The sequence below is a fragment of the Microcystis viridis FACHB-1342 genome, from assembly GCF_014698335.1.
Lineage (GTDB): Bacteria > Cyanobacteriota > Cyanobacteriia > Cyanobacteriales > Microcystaceae > Microcystis > Microcystis ichthyoblabe_A.
In genome coordinates, this window is the sequence record NZ_JACJSV010000002.1 from 19,735 (window position 1) to 35,727 (window position 15,993).

General features: G+C 36.4%; 19 protein-coding genes and 2 pseudogenes. 6 read left to right on the top strand and 15 right to left on the bottom strand.

Translation table 11 applies throughout. From position 1 onward, the window contains the following. Positions 1 to 2: 2 nt before the first annotated feature. The 13 genes from H6G40_RS01045 to H6G40_RS01105 form a co-directional block, all read right to left on the bottom strand. Complete coding sequence (locus H6G40_RS01045) at positions 3 to 3,746, bottom strand: WD40 repeat domain-containing protein (RefSeq protein ID WP_190537143.1); 3,744 nt, start codon at positions 3,744 to 3,746, stop codon at positions 3 to 5. A gap of 104 nt (positions 3,747 to 3,850) precedes the next feature. Next, the gene (locus tag H6G40_RS01050; protein ID WP_002734089.1) at positions 3,851 to 4,396 is read right to left on the bottom strand and encodes a Mov34/MPN/PAD-1 family protein; all 546 of its coding nucleotides are present in this window, start codon (positions 4,394 to 4,396) and stop codon (positions 3,851 to 3,853) included. 98 nt (positions 4,397 to 4,494) lie between these two features. Next, entirely contained in the window at positions 4,495 to 4,890 is a 396-nt protein-coding gene (locus H6G40_RS01055; RefSeq protein WP_016516321.1) for a hypothetical protein, read from the bottom strand. A 23-nt stretch (positions 4,891 to 4,913) separates the two neighbouring features. Next, entirely contained in the window at positions 4,914 to 5,915 is a 1,002-nt protein-coding gene (locus tag H6G40_RS01060) for a coiled-coil domain-containing protein (protein WP_069475658.1), read from the bottom strand. Between the two features lie 5 nt (positions 5,916 to 5,920). After that, positions 5,921 to 6,166, bottom strand: a complete 246-nt coding sequence (locus tag H6G40_RS01065) for a hypothetical protein (protein WP_002741506.1) — start codon at positions 6,164 to 6,166, stop codon at positions 5,921 to 5,923. Further along, positions 6,159 to 6,425: a hypothetical protein gene (locus H6G40_RS01070; protein WP_002741504.1), complete on the bottom strand. Its 267-nt coding sequence runs from the start codon at positions 6,423 to 6,425 to the stop codon at positions 6,159 to 6,161. Before H6G40_RS01070 ends, H6G40_RS01065 begins: the two co-directional genes overlap by 8 nt. A gap of 14 nt (positions 6,426 to 6,439) precedes the next feature. Then, complete coding sequence (locus H6G40_RS01075; RefSeq protein ID WP_190537145.1) at positions 6,440 to 9,310, bottom strand: FtsK/SpoIIIE domain-containing protein; 2,871 nt, start codon at positions 9,308 to 9,310, stop codon at positions 6,440 to 6,442. A 5-nt stretch (positions 9,311 to 9,315) separates the two neighbouring features. Next, the gene (locus tag H6G40_RS01080; RefSeq protein WP_052276207.1) at positions 9,316 to 9,765 is read right to left on the bottom strand and encodes a hypothetical protein; all 450 of its coding nucleotides are present in this window, start codon (positions 9,763 to 9,765) and stop codon (positions 9,316 to 9,318) included. Positions 9,766 to 9,790: 25 nt separating this feature from the next. Next, positions 9,791 to 10,153, bottom strand: coding sequence for a hypothetical protein (locus tag H6G40_RS01085; protein WP_002779156.1), 363 nt, complete (start codon positions 10,151 to 10,153; stop codon positions 9,791 to 9,793). Between the two features lie 56 nt (positions 10,154 to 10,209). Continuing rightward, on the bottom strand, positions 10,210 to 10,689 hold the full coding sequence (locus H6G40_RS01090) for a hypothetical protein (RefSeq protein WP_069475657.1): 480 nt from the start codon (positions 10,687 to 10,689) through the stop codon (positions 10,210 to 10,212). Positions 10,690 to 10,726: 37 nt separating this feature from the next. Further along, the gene (locus tag H6G40_RS01095) at positions 10,727 to 10,969 is read right to left on the bottom strand and encodes a DUF4282 domain-containing protein (RefSeq protein ID WP_069475656.1); all 243 of its coding nucleotides are present in this window, start codon (positions 10,967 to 10,969) and stop codon (positions 10,727 to 10,729) included. Between the two features lie 45 nt (positions 10,970 to 11,014). Further along, positions 11,015 to 11,557, bottom strand: a complete 543-nt coding sequence (locus H6G40_RS01100) for a hypothetical protein (RefSeq protein ID WP_069475655.1) — start codon at positions 11,555 to 11,557, stop codon at positions 11,015 to 11,017. 322 nt (positions 11,558 to 11,879) lie between these two features. Then, positions 11,880 to 12,953 carry a hypothetical protein gene (locus tag H6G40_RS01105; RefSeq protein ID WP_069475654.1) on the bottom strand — a complete coding sequence of 358 codons (1,074 nt, stop codon included), beginning with the start codon at positions 12,951 to 12,953 and terminating at the stop codon, positions 11,880 to 11,882. Between H6G40_RS01105 and H6G40_RS01110 the strand changes: the two are divergent. Then, positions 12,936 to 13,232 (top strand): annotated as a pseudogene (locus H6G40_RS01110) (tetratricopeptide repeat protein); the annotation flags it as partial. The gene H6G40_RS01105 and the pseudogene H6G40_RS01110 sit on opposite strands and share 18 nt — an antisense overlap. A 236-nt stretch (positions 13,233 to 13,468) precedes the next feature. Here H6G40_RS01110 and H6G40_RS01115 read toward each other — a convergent pair. Next, positions 13,469 to 13,653: pseudogene (locus H6G40_RS01115) on the bottom strand (hypothetical protein). A gap of 20 nt (positions 13,654 to 13,673) precedes the next feature. Further along, complete coding sequence (locus H6G40_RS01120; protein WP_176721700.1) at positions 13,674 to 13,826, bottom strand: hypothetical protein; 153 nt, start codon at positions 13,824 to 13,826, stop codon at positions 13,674 to 13,676. 469 nt (positions 13,827 to 14,295) lie between these two features. Between H6G40_RS01120 and H6G40_RS01125 the strand changes: the two genes are divergently transcribed. From H6G40_RS01125 to H6G40_RS01145, 5 genes are all read left to right on the top strand, one after another. Then, the gene (locus H6G40_RS01125; RefSeq protein ID WP_069475652.1) at positions 14,296 to 14,493 is read left to right on the top strand and encodes a hypothetical protein; all 198 of its coding nucleotides are present in this window, start codon (positions 14,296 to 14,298) and stop codon (positions 14,491 to 14,493) included. Beyond that, positions 14,490 to 14,744 carry a type II toxin-antitoxin system RelE family toxin gene (locus H6G40_RS01130; RefSeq protein ID WP_002760111.1) on the top strand — a complete coding sequence of 85 codons (255 nt, stop codon included), beginning with the start codon at positions 14,490 to 14,492 and terminating at the stop codon, positions 14,742 to 14,744. The genes H6G40_RS01125 and H6G40_RS01130 overlap by 4 nt, the downstream gene beginning before the upstream one ends. Positions 14,745 to 14,852: 108 nt before the next feature. After that, complete coding sequence (locus H6G40_RS01135; RefSeq protein ID WP_081330935.1) at positions 14,853 to 14,996, top strand: element excision factor XisH family protein; 144 nt, start codon at positions 14,853 to 14,855, stop codon at positions 14,994 to 14,996. A gap of 293 nt (positions 14,997 to 15,289) precedes the next feature. Next, positions 15,290 to 15,625, top strand: coding sequence for an element excision factor XisH family protein (locus tag H6G40_RS01140; RefSeq protein WP_069475651.1), 336 nt, complete (start codon positions 15,290 to 15,292; stop codon positions 15,623 to 15,625). Next, positions 15,613 to 15,954 (top strand): XisI protein, encoded by a 342-nt coding sequence (locus tag H6G40_RS01145; protein ID WP_002803043.1) that lies wholly within the window; start codon positions 15,613 to 15,615, stop codon positions 15,952 to 15,954. Before H6G40_RS01140 ends, H6G40_RS01145 begins: the two co-directional genes overlap by 13 nt. Positions 15,955 to 15,993: the final 39 nt, after the last annotated feature.

The following is a 15,993-nucleotide window of genomic DNA, read 5'->3' on the forward strand; positions in this document are numbered from 1 at the left end:
CTTCAACGTGACAGAAAAGCTCCTAAAATTTTCATGGTGTTGCTCGTTTCATAATTCAACCCTTCTACTCCCTTAATATTTGTTTGTTCATAAAGTCTAGGAGAGCGTAAAGTGTTCTGACACTCTCCTGTTTTTAGGTTCCAAAGTTTAATCGTCTCGTCTTCACCTGCGCTGGCCAATGTGTTACCGTTGGGACTAAAACACACTGACCTGACACTTTTAGTATGTTCACACAGGAGTTGATGAAGTTGGCCTGTTTCAACATCCCAAATTCGGATTGTTGCGTCATCCCCCCCACTTGCTAGTAACTTCCCATCGGGACTAAAAGCTACTGACCATACCCAAGACTTATGACCTTCAAAACTATTAATTAATCTACCATCTTTGACTTGCCAAACTTTGACCGTTTGATCATCACTTGAACTGGCTAATCGCTGACCGTCAGAGCTAAAGACAACAGACCAAATTCTTCCTTGATGACCTTTAAAAGTCCGCAAAGATTGAGTCATATTATCTTCAATAGACCAGAGTTTAATAGTTCGATCTTCACTACCAGTTGCTATTAATTTTCCATCAAGACTAAAATTTACTGATAATACCCAGGCCTGATGTTCCTCAAAAGTTTTAAGACAAAATCCTCTCGGAACTGACCAAAGCTTAACAGAATTATCTCCACTACCACTTACCAGCATTTGACTATTAGGACTAAAAGCGATCGACCATACGCGCTTTTGATGTTCTGGGGAAAAAGTGTACTTTTCATCTGTCCTAATATCCCAAAGTTTGATGGTGTTATCGTGACTGGTACTAGCAATCAGTTGACCATTCGCACTAACCGCGACTTGATACAATAAAACCCAATAATCTTTTTCTTGTAAAATTTTAATTACTTTGCCACTTTCCCCTGACCATAATCTAATCGTTTGATCTCCACTTCCACTTATCAATGTTTTTCCATCGGGACTAAAAGCTACTGAACAGATCCAGTCAGTATGACCATTAATCTGTTGAAGACATTTATGGTTTTTGATAGACCATAATCGGATCGATCGATCTATAGACCCACTCAAAATATATTGACTATCGGGACTGAAAGTAATCGATGATAATCGATTGCCATATCCCCTAAAACATTGAAGACATTCTCTGGTTTTTACTGACCATAATCGCAGTGTAAAATCTTCACTTCCACTGGCTATATATTGACCGTCCGGACTAAAAGCAATTGACCAAATCCAGCTTTCGTGTCCTGTTAAAGTATCAATATTTTGATATTCTCCTTCTATAATAGACCATATTTTAATGGTTTTATCCCCACTTCCACTGGCTAGAAGTTGACCATCAGAACTAAAGGCAACTTGCCAAACCCAATCTTGGTGTCCTGTAAGAGTATGGAGACATTTTCCTGTGTCAACTGACCATATTTTGATGGTTTTATCAGCGCTGCCACTGGCTAAAAGTTGACCATTTGGACTAAAAGTAACACCACCTACTCGTTCTTGATGTCCTTCAAGGGTGTGGAGACATTCTCCTGTTTCAACTGACCATATTTTAATAGTTTTGTCCTCACTTCCTGTGGCTAAAAACTTACTATCAGCACTAAAAGTAACTGCTCTAATAGGAGCATAATGTTTTTGAGAAGGGTGGGGCAAAGAATGACAATTTATAGATAGATCTGTTGTAATAGACCAAATTTTAACAATTCCATCTTGTCCCCCACTTGCTAGTAACTGTCCCTCGGAATTTAAGGCTACTGACCACACCCAGCTTCCGTGAGCAGGAAAACTTTTGCTTAATTCTAATTTTCCGTCTTGTTTGACTTTCCAGAGGTAAATCATCCCATGACTGTCACCAGTTGCTAAAAGCTCTTCTCTTGGAAAAGAGCGATTAAACTGACTGCAAGAAATTGATAAAATACTGCCACAAGTTTGAGGAAAAATACAGTCAAAAAACTGTGAGTATGAAAAATCTACTTGATTGAGTCTAATGTTTGAAAAATCGACTTGTCGAATAGGGATATGGGAAAAATCGTAGCCGATTAAGTGACCATTTTTCAGTATATTAAGTAAGTTAATAATATTGCCAGCAATGCCCCCAATTTGTCCAGAAGGTTCATTTTTTAATGTCTTTAAACAATCGATTAGTTTTCTTTCTAGATTATTTTCTTGAAAATTATGGATTAAGTTCTTAATTATTGGGTGTAAAATAACATTAATTTGAATCTTTCTTAGATAATCAGGAACAGTAGTTTTAGTCAAGGAGTTACTTCTTAATAATTGGAATTTTTGAGTTTTGATTTCTTCGGTTGCTATGGTAATAATTTTTTGAGTGAAATATTCAATCAGTAGAGGATGTATGGTAAAGTAGTCATCTTTTTTATCTAACAGAATTTTGCTAGATAATGATCTGATCCCTTCTTGGATACTTTTACCGTCAGGTTCAATGATAATATTATGTTCTAGTTCCGACAAAGAAACTGGATTTCGATTAATCGCTAACTCAAAAATAATCGCTTTTTCTAAATTAGATAGTTGCTGAAAGTAAGAATTTAAAATAGACTCGACTTTTTCTATCAGAAGATTCCCTTTTAAAAGAAAATCCGAGAGGTTATTATGATGAACTTCTTGAATATGATGAGCGATAGATTTGATGAATAAAGGATTGCCGTGACAGACTTGTTGAATTAAAAATTGCCATTCATCCTCTGTACCATGAAAGGTGTCAATATCTCTCAAAATTTGCCGTCCAGTTTGATAGTCAAGTCCTTGTAACTCTCGGAAATAAGTTGAAGTTTTATTTCCCACTAACGATTCAAGTTTTTGAGGAATTTTTCGACTGGTTATAATTAAACAGCTGTTGTGCTTTGACTGACCAATTGCTTGTAAAATTTCACTATATTCTCGATAGTTTTCATGCTCAATAATCGCATCAATATTATCTAAAAACAATAAACAACGATATTTGGCTAGTATCTTGATAAATTTTATCAGTTTTATTTTAAATTTATCTTCTGTCTTAAAACTAATATTCTGTGAAATAATATTACTTGTATTTTCCAGAAATTCTAGGGGTAAAGGGGGATTCAAAAAAGACCAATAGATAACACGATAAAATTCCTCTTGAATTTGCTCAATCAGTTTACAGACAAGAGATGTTTTTCCGATTCCTGCTATTCCGAAAATTCCGATAATTTTACACGGGGGACTATTTTGAAAAAACTTTTGTTTTAATAATTCTAGTTCTTTTTCTCTCCCATAAATCTGAGAAATATCAGGAATTAATCCGAAATTATCATAATTTATTTCTGTTTTAATTGATGAGTTTTCAAGACCGGGAGATTTACGCTTATCCCATTCTTCCTCAAATTTTTTCAAATTTTCTTCTGTTGATGAATGCCAAAGATTTAGGGTAAAGTGCAAATTTGCTACGCCTTTAGCTTGTTTGTATCTATTATCTGTTAGTATTTCCCATTCTTGTAAAACCTTAAGGTCATTTCTCATCTGTTCAACAGTAATGGCAGCCCCTAACTTTTGCTTAGTAATTCCATGACAAAAATCTGTTAATATTTTTAAAGTTGTATAGACAATTAGCTTAGGATGTGATGCACCTTCTGCAAGCCACCTGAAAGATAGGTGATTCGACCAATACTGATGATCTCGTGATTCCTTATTAACATGAGTTAATAGTCTTTCTAAGAAGATCAGAATTCTTTTTTTGACGTTAGCACTGGTATTGAGATTGGGCATAGTCTGAAATTTCACTTTTTAGGATTATAGCCTGATAATCTATTCACCGTCAATTAAGTTAAGTATGAAAAAAGTTAATACTTGTGTAACTAGATTGAATAAAATTAATCATTAACTATTGACAAATAATCAGATAAAGATTTAATAGTTAGCAAATTTTTGGGAATTAATTGATCTCCAATTTCTATAGAAAGCTTAGTATATTCGGGTCGTGAATCAGATTGAGAAGGGAGGGAAACGTGATACATAGTCAATCGAAAAAATGGGTCAAAATTAACTAAGGCTGAAATAGCTCCCTCAGAATGTTGAGAAGCATATTTTTTATTAATTGTATCATCAGTTAAGGAAAAGTAATCAAAACTGCCCGGATGTCTATGCCATAGTCCAAGAACTTCTATGGGTTCTCGATAAAATCTGGCAATTTTGTTAGACAGGTGGTTGATATAAGCATTATCATACTCAAAATAGCCGGGGCGAAAGATAGGATTTAGACCCGAATCTAAGGTTTCTAAAATATACCATTTATTAGGGTTTCTAATTCCTAAAAAAATGCCACCTGTTTCTGTTTTATAGCTTTCATAGGTTTCAGCTGCAATCGCTAAAAATGATTTCTGGGAAAAAATAGTTTTGATATTCTGGTAACTTAACATTGTTTTTATTCTCTTAGTTATTCATCTTTTTTTCTGTCTAAGATAGATATTTATCAAACATTTATTTTTAATAAAATTTCGTAATATAAATATCTTTTTTAGTTACAACTGCGATTAGCTTGTTGAATTAATCTGTGAATATTAGGTAATTCTGCTTGAGTTAAGCCGTAATATTCGATAGATCGATCATAAGAATAATAAGCTTGTTTAACTTCCTGTTTTTCTCGTTCTAAGAAATGTTCAACTTGTTGGGAATAGCGTTCAGCCTCTAAAGCATAATCTTTGGCTTTAACCAACTCCTCATTAGTTTTTTCTAAGCCTTGTACCTGTTTCTGCAAAAATTCTATCATTTTCTGATCGTCATCTTCATGGGGGTCAAGATAACGACGGTTAAGAGTTTTGGCAGCCTCATCTTGCCATAGGCCTCGAATATCTTTACGATAGTCTTGCAGAGTGCGAGATCGCTGCTGCATCTTCCAAACAATATCTTCCATCATTTTTTATCCTCCAAAAATCACTAAAATTGAAAAGGACGGTTGAATTCAATCAGACTTTCTACTCGATATTCTATTTCTCTTGTTACCCCAATTTCTAAACATTGAGCGGAGTTTCCTTGCTTTTCCGCTCCTTTGAAATCATTTCGGGCTTCTTCGGTGAAATTGCGGGCATTATTTACGGCTAAAGACATTAAATCTGCCATTTCCTGCTCATTGCTTGCCTCTAATTGCGCTCTATCAACTTCCCGTCTAGCTGCATCTGCGTTTTCTAAACTACGTTCGGCAAAACTCAGGGCATTATGGGCATAATTTAAAGTAATATTCGCCTGATAGACGGCTGTTTGAGCATATCCGATGGCATTTCGACAACAATTAACCCTAGCTTGCGCTCGTGCGACTTCTTCTCTTGCTGCTTTTTCTTCTTCAATGGCTTTATTTAAGCGTTGGATTGCAGCTTGAACCGCATTTTGGGCTTGACTAACCTTAGCTTGCTGACCAGAACAATTGGGCGCATGATATCGTCCATCCTTGTCAGTATAGCCTGAATTTTGGCAACTGGTGAGGGCGGATTGTGCGCTTTGTAATTCAGATTCTGCACTGCGTAAAGTAAATTCTGCTTGCTGTCTTTCGTTTATGGCACGTTGTAATCGGTCTTCTGCCCTTTCTAACCAAGCTAACGCAAGACTTAGCTGAGTTTGCCAATGATTTAAGGTTGATTGCGCCTGATTTTGGGTATTTTGAGCTGCTGCCAAATTTTGTTGAGCTTTTTCTAAGACTTGATGACAATTAGATAACAATTGAGCAACTTCATCATTAGCCTGATCAACTAATTTTTGATCATTTTTAGCCTGATCTTGAATAATTGAAGCATGATACAGAGCTTGACTGACTTTTTCTTCACTTTGCCTTTGATGCCATGACATTTGATCCAGGGTATCACGGGCGGTTATTTTCCAGTATCTAAGTTCTTCAATTAAGTCATTGAGAAGGTTAATGAGAATACGGGGATCTTGAATAGTCATAATGATTAAGATTTATCGGGGATTTCTTGGATAAAATTGAGGATTTTCTGAACTTCTAGCCTTGAATCTTCCATTTCTGCCAAGGTTCTTGTCCAAAAACCTGTAAATTCTTCGGCGGCTGATCCTTGAAAAACTTCATCAAGCGATCGCCATGCCGTATCGAGAAATTCCAATTCTTCGCTTAAAATCAAATAATATTGATTGAGTGCAGTTTGATAGGCTAAAAGGGCTGTTTTTCGGGAATTATCCACCGTTTAAATACCTCTCTAATACTTGTAACTTATGGTTTAAAAAATCATTATAGGTGGGAATTTGGCGACTATAATAATTATTAGTCTTTTCTTGCAAATCAAGCCACATTTCGTCATGTTTTTGTCGTTTTTGGTCTTGCCAATGGGGAGAAAGATCCTCATAGGTGGTTTCCACTTCTCGCCACGCCGATTGAACGCGATCATGGAATTGTTCGAGGGTCTGTTGAAAGTGTTTGAGTTGTAAAAATGAGTCATCCATGGTTAAATTAAGCTTTAAGCTCTTTTGATCAAACTATTAGCAATTTTCTCTATTTGTTGCTTAAATTCGGGGGTAGATTCCGTACTATAAGGTTTAAAAAGAGTAGTGCGATCGCTATCCGTATCCCGATAAAGGGCTTTAATTGGGACATCTCCATCTGCTTGTAAACGTGAGGCTTGGCGATCACTAACAAAGGTGAAAGAATCATCTTCTGACATCTGTAAAGCGACTCTATGGCGAAAATAAGCTAAATTTCGCCGAATATCAAGGACATTAGAGAAAGCCTTGATCCCTGAAAAACTGAGGATGAGATGAATACCTTTACTCGGTCCTTCCTTCAATAATCGCTTAATTTGAGTAGTTAAGTGACTTTCTGGGCTATAAGACTGCTCATTGCTCCGTCTTAAGTCATCTACTCTATCTAATTCCGTCATGATGACGAAAATAGAAGGTTGAGTCATCAAGTCTGCTTCACTGAGTTGGTTTCTTTCGTCAAGTTGAACAATTAAATTGTTCAAAATTGCCGTAATAATTCGATTTTCTCGGTTAAATGCCGTCGTAAAGCCCAAAGGTCTTAGAATAATCTGACATACTTCTTCCAATGCTAAATGCCATTGTGTACCGGATACACTGCGATCTACCACAACAAAACGAGATTGTTGAAGATTGCCATTAATAGCAAGACTGGTCAAAATAGCCGATAGAATTCCATAACGGGCTGTATTATAGTCTCCACCGATAACTAGAAGGTTTTCACTTGGACGACGGCGTAATATCAGCCTTGCCTGTTGCCTTACACTAAATTCTTGTCCTAGCCATGTTAAGACCGGGTATTCTGCACTAAACCAGTCAGAAATGCCTAATCCTCCTTTGTAGAAAGGTAAACGGGCGATTTTTTCCCAATCTTCTGAGGTTAACCATTTACCGTAATCTAAAATATGGCGTAATTGAGGATTATCTGCTAAATTAGGCTGAGAATCTCCATCAAAGACCACTGTTTCCGTGTAATCTTCTGGGGAGAGTTGATGAGCTTTTTGAGATAAAGCGTTAATGATCATATCTCGGCGAGATTTTTCGATAAATGCCACTTTCCCAAAATAATTAGAGTTATCATCGCCACTACGGTCATTAATAACAATTTTCCCCGGCAAATCACAGGTCATTAATAATTGTTTTCCTCGTTTTCCAAATTCTGTCAGGGCTTGAATTTCTGTTTTTGACATCTGCATTCCCATTCTCAGGTGAATATTACCCAAAATTCCCGTTTGATTCCGCATTCCTTCAGCCCCAAACCTTTGGGAAGCGAGTAACATATGAATACCCGCACTTCGCCCCTGTTGGGCTAAAATCAGTAGTTGACTGGAAGCAGTATCCTCTTTGTCGTTAAAAAATAACTCCTGATATTCATCAATAATTAGAAGAATACGGGGCATTTTGCCCTCTGGTTGTCCTAGGCGGCGATAACCTGCCAATTCTGACACCCCTAATCTTTTAAATAAGGCGTTACGTCGTTCTTTTTCGGCGATTAATTCAGTTAAAACACTACGCGATAATTCAGGGGAGGAATGTAAGGAAACTACTTCGGTATGGGGCAAATTGCGATAGGGGGCTAATTCTACGCCATATTTGCCATCAATGAGATAAAATCTTAATTCTGAGGGACTATAACGAGTTGCCAAGCCTAAAATAAGCCCATGATACAGGGTAGATTTTCCTGATCCAGTCATTGCTCCTAGCATACCATGAGCGCATTGATGACCTTCGCTATCTTTACCAAACCAAATATTTAATTGATCAGAACTTCCTCTTCCACCGATAGGTGTGGTTATCCATTCTTCACTACTATAATTCCACCAATTTTGCGGATCAATTCCTACTATATCATCCCAATCTAATTTTCGTTCGGGGGGTTTAGCTTGTTTAACTTTATCAAGTAATTGTTTTTGTAAATCCGCGTCGGGAATACTATCCGCTTTAAATTGAAGTTGACAAGATGTTGCTGTCTTTGACTGTTTACTGAGATCAATATAAAAGGCATTTTCAAACCCACTCATATTAATATCTCTAGGGAGATCAATATCTTGATTATAGTGAATAAACACATATCTTCCAGCTTCTGGTCCACTATTACCAATTTTTTGTAATTCTTCAATATCTCTACGGTCATATCTTTTAGGAAAATCTGCGACAAAAATCCCCTCAAATCTTTCATTGACTCGAATATCTGGGGGGAGTAAATGTAAGGCAGGAGACTGAGGATCTAAATAGGTTTCTTTGACGCGACGAATATCTTGAGTTACTTCTAATAAATCTCGATAAACTTCGCCACTATTTTCTCTAATCAAAGCCTCAGGAAGGGAACGACGCATTAAAAATGCACCCCCATTATTAACGGGATCGCAGAAGGTATAACGTATTTGATAAGGAAGTAAAATAGCGGTACGAATCACAAGAGATTGCAGTAATTCTAGTCCCGTATTACGGGTATTATTGCTACAGCGAATAATAATAGTTTTATTCCCACCAATAAAGGGAGCAAATTCGGGAACACAAAAAGTATTATTACTCGATCTTTGTTCAACTAATTGACCAATACGAATTAATTCTGTAGGCTCTAATGAGGATAATAAATTATCGTTAATGTTCCAATTTTCCCAACGATAATCTTGCCAACTTCCTATTATTTCTAATGGTTGCTGTTCTAAATAAGATTGAGTCGATAGATAGCTATCTTGGAGAAATTTTCCAAAATAATTAGGTAATTGTTCGCCGTTTAATTTACCATGATTGAACAAAGAAGCACAAAACCCTAAATAGTCGGTTATGCGTTGACTACTTTGTTCAATTTTTTGGTTTAACCCTTCAATTTGTTGTTGCCAAAACATAAGCATTATTCTCCTTGTTTAGATAATTTTAAAACATTTTTTTGAGTATTTAACTGATACAGTTGAGAAGAATTAGAGTCATCAGAGGAGTTACCTTTAATAAAAACAAATAAAGTAAACAACAGGAAAGCACCTCCTACACTTAGCCCAATGATTAGGTTACGAGCCTTAATTTTTAAAGACTTTATCTCATTTTTATGAGATTCTATGTTAGACTTTTCTTGGTTAATTTTACGGTCTGTTTCTTCTAATTTATCCAGACAAGCTTCAATTTCAGCAGGGGCTAATTGTTGAGAAGTTAAAGGGGAAATAGTCGTAACTTTACTTGTATTACTATAATATTTAGCAAAGCGTTTACTTAGGTCTTTTCGATTAGAATCAGCCCGATCATATTGTTGCCAAATTTGCTCTCTATTAGCAATCATACGAGCAATTGAATTTTGAATTGTTTTCATGTTTAAACCTCTGGGTTATTGTTAATTAATCAACGAGTTGAGGAATAGATAAATCACAGTCATGTAACCACATGGTTGTGCGTGAGGGTTGATAGAAAACTTGCCAAATTTTATCACCTCTATTATTGGTGTTAATAACACCTGTTAATGAGACGACTTGATCAACAATTAAATAACTTCCACGAGTCCCCTTTCTTGCGTCATAAACCCTGCCATCTTGTCGAATAAAATGATTGCTACAATATCCACTCCGATGAGGTTTAACAATAGCTACCACATTACGATAGTTATTTTCTTGATGACGACGCCATGTTTGAGCGTTTACTGGTAAGACTAAGCTGGTTAAACTGACAAGACAGGTGATAAAAAATAAATGAGTAATTTTCATATTTTTTGCTAAATTAATGAAAGAAATATTTGAGGTTAATTAAGACTTTTAGAAGCTTAATAACAATACATTTCATTCCAATTAGGAGTTAATCTAGTATCAGAATCAATGCAATCTCGTAGGCGAGGTTTTCCATCAGATTGAATAGCAAATTCTTGAATGTAATCTGAGCCATGGGCAATAAATTTTACAGCAGCAATATCTTGACAATTAGAAACTATTCTATCGGCATAACTTTTCATTAAAACAGGAGACCTCATGATGTTATCAACAATCCTATCACTTCTTGTATCAAGAGATGTATAGCTTTCATTATAAGGGCTTAATACGAAACTAATTTCATCTTTTCTATTAGTGGGATTTCTCCTATTAGTCACAGTCCTTTTTGTAAGTATCACCCTTCTAACTCCTTTAGATTCTATTTCATTGACAATAGAATTAATGGTTGCTTGACAGCGAGATTGAGCTTTAAGTGGTAAGCTAAACCCTAGCTGACTCAGGATAAAAATAGATAAGATGAAGTTAATTTTTTTCATGATTTTCAATTCGCAAGATGGTCAATTGCTGAAAACATTACTTACTGTTAAGCTTGACTAATTCTTGGTGAATACTAAAAACTAGAATCAATGATTCACAGAAAATTCGCCAGAATAAATTACCAATAATTAAAGTAGCGATTCCTGCTAAAGGTTCCACAAATAGTCCACTTAAACCTCCTAGGGTAATCATAAACAAGCCTAAGATATAGAGAAACTTGATAATGGTAATGCTAACCATTTTCCGAAAGGTAAAAAAGTCTTGCCAGAAACTGTTCATTAAACCCTCTTATTGGCTTAGAAAAAAGATAATTTTTGAGGTAGATTACGAATTATTTTCAGGTAATTGTAAGGAATCTTGAGTTCCTTTTAAAGATTTACGCGCCACCTCTCTTGCGTCTCTGCTTAATTGTTCTATGGCTTTTTTAGAAACTTGTTCTAACCACAGTCTAGTACCATAAGAAATTGCCATAAGAGGTAGAATTACCATTAAGGCATAAATCCATGCTATCGCCAACAAAGCAAGGATAATTAAGACAAACATAATGCCATAAATTCCAGCACCACCAACTCCTCCGAAGATAGAGGTAAAGATACTCATAACAGTGGTTAGTACCCAAATAACGCCATCGGATAGCGCAATCAAAACTTTAAAAGCAATATTTGTCTGTCTTTCATATTCCTTGATTAAGTCTTCAATATTGCGTTTATTAGATTCTAACGCATCCGCTACGACATTATAGACGTATAAAGATTTCCCTTCTCCATTGTTATCAATTCCAATAATATTACAGGACTGATTAACATCTGGATTGCTGACTTTAAGCGTTAAAGGATTTCCCAAAAGTTGAACTTGTTGTTGATACATAATACACCAAAACCATACAATTTATTCAGGTAAAGTGCGAATTCTAACCTATCGGTTATTCGACAAAAGCCAATCATCCACTTATTTCTAAGTTTCGGCTGAACAGGCCGCATCTGGTATGCCAGTATAGCTTGAGAATAATTTGGGAATCTACCCAAACTGGTATCAATTTTAAAATAGCCTCAAACCCTTATAGAGTAAGGAATATGACATCTAAAGCTGAGATTGACTTCGGGACACTTAAGGATATAGCCAATTTTCAGGATAATTTACCTTAAGTTCCCAAAATCTAGTATTTATCGGCAAACTATTGAGCTAGACTTCACACCGCAAACGCTTCCTTATGTTTATGAAAAATCTGGTCAGCGTTGTGGTACTGATGCTTAATCATCCACTGCTCCAGTTCAATGAGATACCATTGACCGGCAAATGTTCCATATTTTAAGCAAACTTTTTCATTATCGTGTAGAGTGTGCTTAAATCCAAAACGTTCTTTATAGAGTGCTTCAATGGTTTCGTCCCCTTTTGGATAAGTCGTGTAGGAAATTTCAGTGTGAGCAATATCATGTTTGTAAGTCAAGATAGCTCGAATCAATTGCTGATAAACAAGATAACTTGTTCCTTTTTTGCCAGTTCCCTTTTCATCATAGAGAGAGAGACTTTCTCCGATGCTTGTTACATTTTTGGGTAACATCAAATGCTTTCCTGTGTGGTTTCCTTCACAAAGTGTTGCCAGTTGACAAGGCAAATAGTAGCCATATTCAGGCAGAGAATAGGTATAGCGTGCAACACCGATTACCTGAGAGGGATTCTGTTCAGGATAGGCTAGAAAAATAACCGATTGGTGAGTAAATAAATCGTCGATTTCTTTGCAATAATTTTGTGACTCAGGATAGCGATTCTTGAGAAATAAGAAATAGGATTCAATTTCTGCTGGTGTTTCCGCTTCCTTGACCAGATAGCCTTTGACCTTTGGCACATCAAAAGAAAGTAAGGCTCTTTTGCAAAGAATCCAGCAGTTGCCAATGTTATTTAATACAATAAATCCAGCACAAGAAAACAGAATCTTCACATATTGCTCAATATCAGGGGTTTGGGATATATCATAGACAAAGAGAAGACCGTTATCCTGTAACATTCTTCGGACAGTCCTTAAAGTGAATAGGGGATCTTTTTGGGTGTAATTTGTGGTCTTTAGCGTTGCAAATGTTTGTGCCGTTAAGTCCTTTTCCTCGTTTGGTTTTAAATTAAGCCAACAAGAAAGTTGCTCATAGTGACGCTCTGGTATTTGACCGCTAAATAAGTGATTGACATCAACTCCATCCGACGACAGTAGCCGCACCGATGTAGATGATAATGATGTAAACTGTTTACCATTGTGGCGAGTGTTGCCCATGCTTGCGCTGGATTAGGAGAAATTTATAGTATCACTCGAAAGGATGATCTAGCCTATCAATATCTTAATCAAGCTTTAGATATTGCCCTCGATATTGGAGAAAGATATATAGAACTAGAGACTTTAATTATTTTGGCAGAATTTGAAGAAAAAAACCATGATCTTAAATCAGCTATTAATCACTGGCAACAAGCCTTACATCTTTCTGAAAAATTAAATATTCTCTCCCATAAAGAGAACTGTGAACAAAATCTAGAAAGGTTGTTAAACCCCAACTAAGTTGAGACTGAGTAACGCACAGAAAACAGCAATTCTCATTTTAAGGTTTCATGACATAAAAAGCCTTATAACAAGAGGGTTGTACAATTCTTAACAATTTTAGTGATCGCTGAAACGGCGCAAAATCGTTCTGAATTTATTTTTGCTGCTCATGCAAAAGGGGGAATACATAATCAGTTTTTAATAACTGGATTTAGTATGACAAGCAACTCGTTGTCACCCCTTCAGCGGTCACATTAGATTGAAACAATCTGAATTTCCCTGACTCGGTGCATTGGTTTGGTTTGGTTTGCTTTTCGGTGGTGATTAGTTCATCAGCTTGAATTTCCAGCGCAGCAGCAACATGAAGTGCATCCATCGCCGCTAAACCGTAAGTGCCAGCAATTTCATGACTCACTGCATCCTCCTCGACGTGCAGCAAGTTCTTGTTCTATTTCGTCTTCATTGAGCAGTTGCAATCCAGCCGAAATTGCCCTCTGTCGGATTTCCGATAACTTTTTGCTTAATGGTGTTTGGGGAATAAATTTTAATTATATCTATTACTTCGCTACCATTATTATTCAATTCTTTAATTAAGAAGTCTAAAGATGGCATAATTACTTATTCCGAATATTGGTATTTAGGCATTATTATAGCATTCCAATTTTCTAAAGTCAAACCCTCAACTCTAGCTAAATTAATACCATTAGTTTGTAGAATAGGAAATACTTTTTAATCTTTAATTCTTAGGATAAGGGGCTCTCCCAGCTTTGGTGGGTAAAATGTATTCTAAGATACATTTCTCAAGAGCGAGGGGGTGGAACGAACCACAAAGACACAAAGGACACAAAGATCGATCGATCCTATGTCAATTAAACTTGTCACACAGAACCTAGAAGAGCCGATAAGTTGAGGTATAGTTTCTCATCTTAACTTTAATTGGAGCGATCGCTGTTTTTTAAGTTTGAGAAGGGCGATCGCTGTTTTTCTGTAAAGGCGAGAGTGGCGATCGCTGTTGAGTTGAGGATGAAGGAGAAATTTGAGCTATAATAGGGGATAAAATTAACAAACAAGGTAATTATCAATGCCATTAAAGCAAAAGTATATTACTGATGAACAGGGTAATCAAATCGGTATTCTTTTAGATATAGAGGAATATCGAAAACTCCTAGAAGATTCTGAAGAATTGAATGCTATTAGAGCCTATGATTTAGCTATTTCGGAAGAGGAAGAAATTCCTTTTAAAGAGGCGATCGCCGAAATTGAAAATAGTCGTCAATGAATTACACTATTGCGATTAAAAAACAAGCTTCTAAGGCTCTAGCTAATCTTCCCCAAGATAGTTATCAGAAAGTTCGAGACGGGATTAGAGCATTAGCTGACAATCCAAGACCAGCAGGGTGTCTCAAACTGACAGGACGAGAAGGCTGGCGGATTCGGATTGGAGTTTATCGCGTTATTTACGCGATAGATGATTCCGCAAAAAAGGTGATTATTTTAGATATTGGACATCGAAAGGACATCTACCGATAGGCGATCGCGTTTTTAATGAAAATTTGGAAGAGGCGATCGCTATTTTACTGTGAGAAGAGGAGGGCGATCGCTTATAATAAATCCAGTGATCAAAATAGAAGGAGGCAAATGCCAGCAAAAGACCTCTATCACGAAGCCGTTAAAAATGCCTTAATTAAAGACGGCTGGACAATTACGGCTGATCCTTATCCTATTGAATTTGACATCCTCGCCGCCCTAAAAGTGCGGCGATTCCTAAACCTCACGATTTAAGTTTCTGCTTCCACCACCGTCGCATACCACAGTTAAAAAACCATGTACTGTCTTACACAGAGTCCACAGACTTTCGCCCCATTTCAGAAGCCCGATTCCGTGTGTCCCACGGTACGTTGACCGCCTATAGCTTCTTGTACTTGTTGCGCGCGACTTTTTACCCGGCCAAGCTTTTCTGGTCGGAACCCCCTAAGCCGAGTTTTCAAGGTGCTGCGCCGTCCACTTGGTTTTCGAGACTGGCCTTTTAATTCTAACGTAAAGCCAACCTAGAACGGCGGGGTTTCAGACCCAAAATTTCCGATGAAGACGCTGAATTGTATCCAGACCTGGCGATCGAGAAATATATTTCCGAAGAACAAAGACAACGTAAAATTATCATTGAAATTAAAAGCTTTCTTGGCCCTTCAATGATCAAAGACTTTGAAATGGCTTTGGGACAATATATTTTTTATCGTGATCTTATTCAATTAGGGCAAGATGAATACCAAGAAATCTATCTGGCTATCAAAGATGAAATTTATGAGACTTTTTTCCAACGAAAATCTATTCAAGCCGTTATTAAAAGACACCAATTAGATTTATTAGTTGTCAACATCGAAAAAGAGGAGATTGTCCAATGGATAAACTAACTAACTATCGCCAAATTATTCAAAATACCTTAACAAAGCTAGACACAATTGCGAATAGCTCATCCAAAAAAAAACTAGAAACCTGTTTAATTTTTGATGAAAATCATGATCATTATCTATGGATGTCTATTGGTTGGATAAACAAAAAGAAAATCAACAATATTCAGATTCATATTCGTATTAAAAATGAAAGAGTTTATATTGAACAGGATTGGACAGAAATAGGAATCACCTCTCAATTATTAGAAGCAGGGATTCCCAAAGAAGATATTGTTTTAGCATTTCATGATCCTGCAAGTCGTAAATTAACAGAATTTGCTATTGCTTAATCAGGGGCGATCGCTGTTTTACTGTGTAGATAGGAGAAG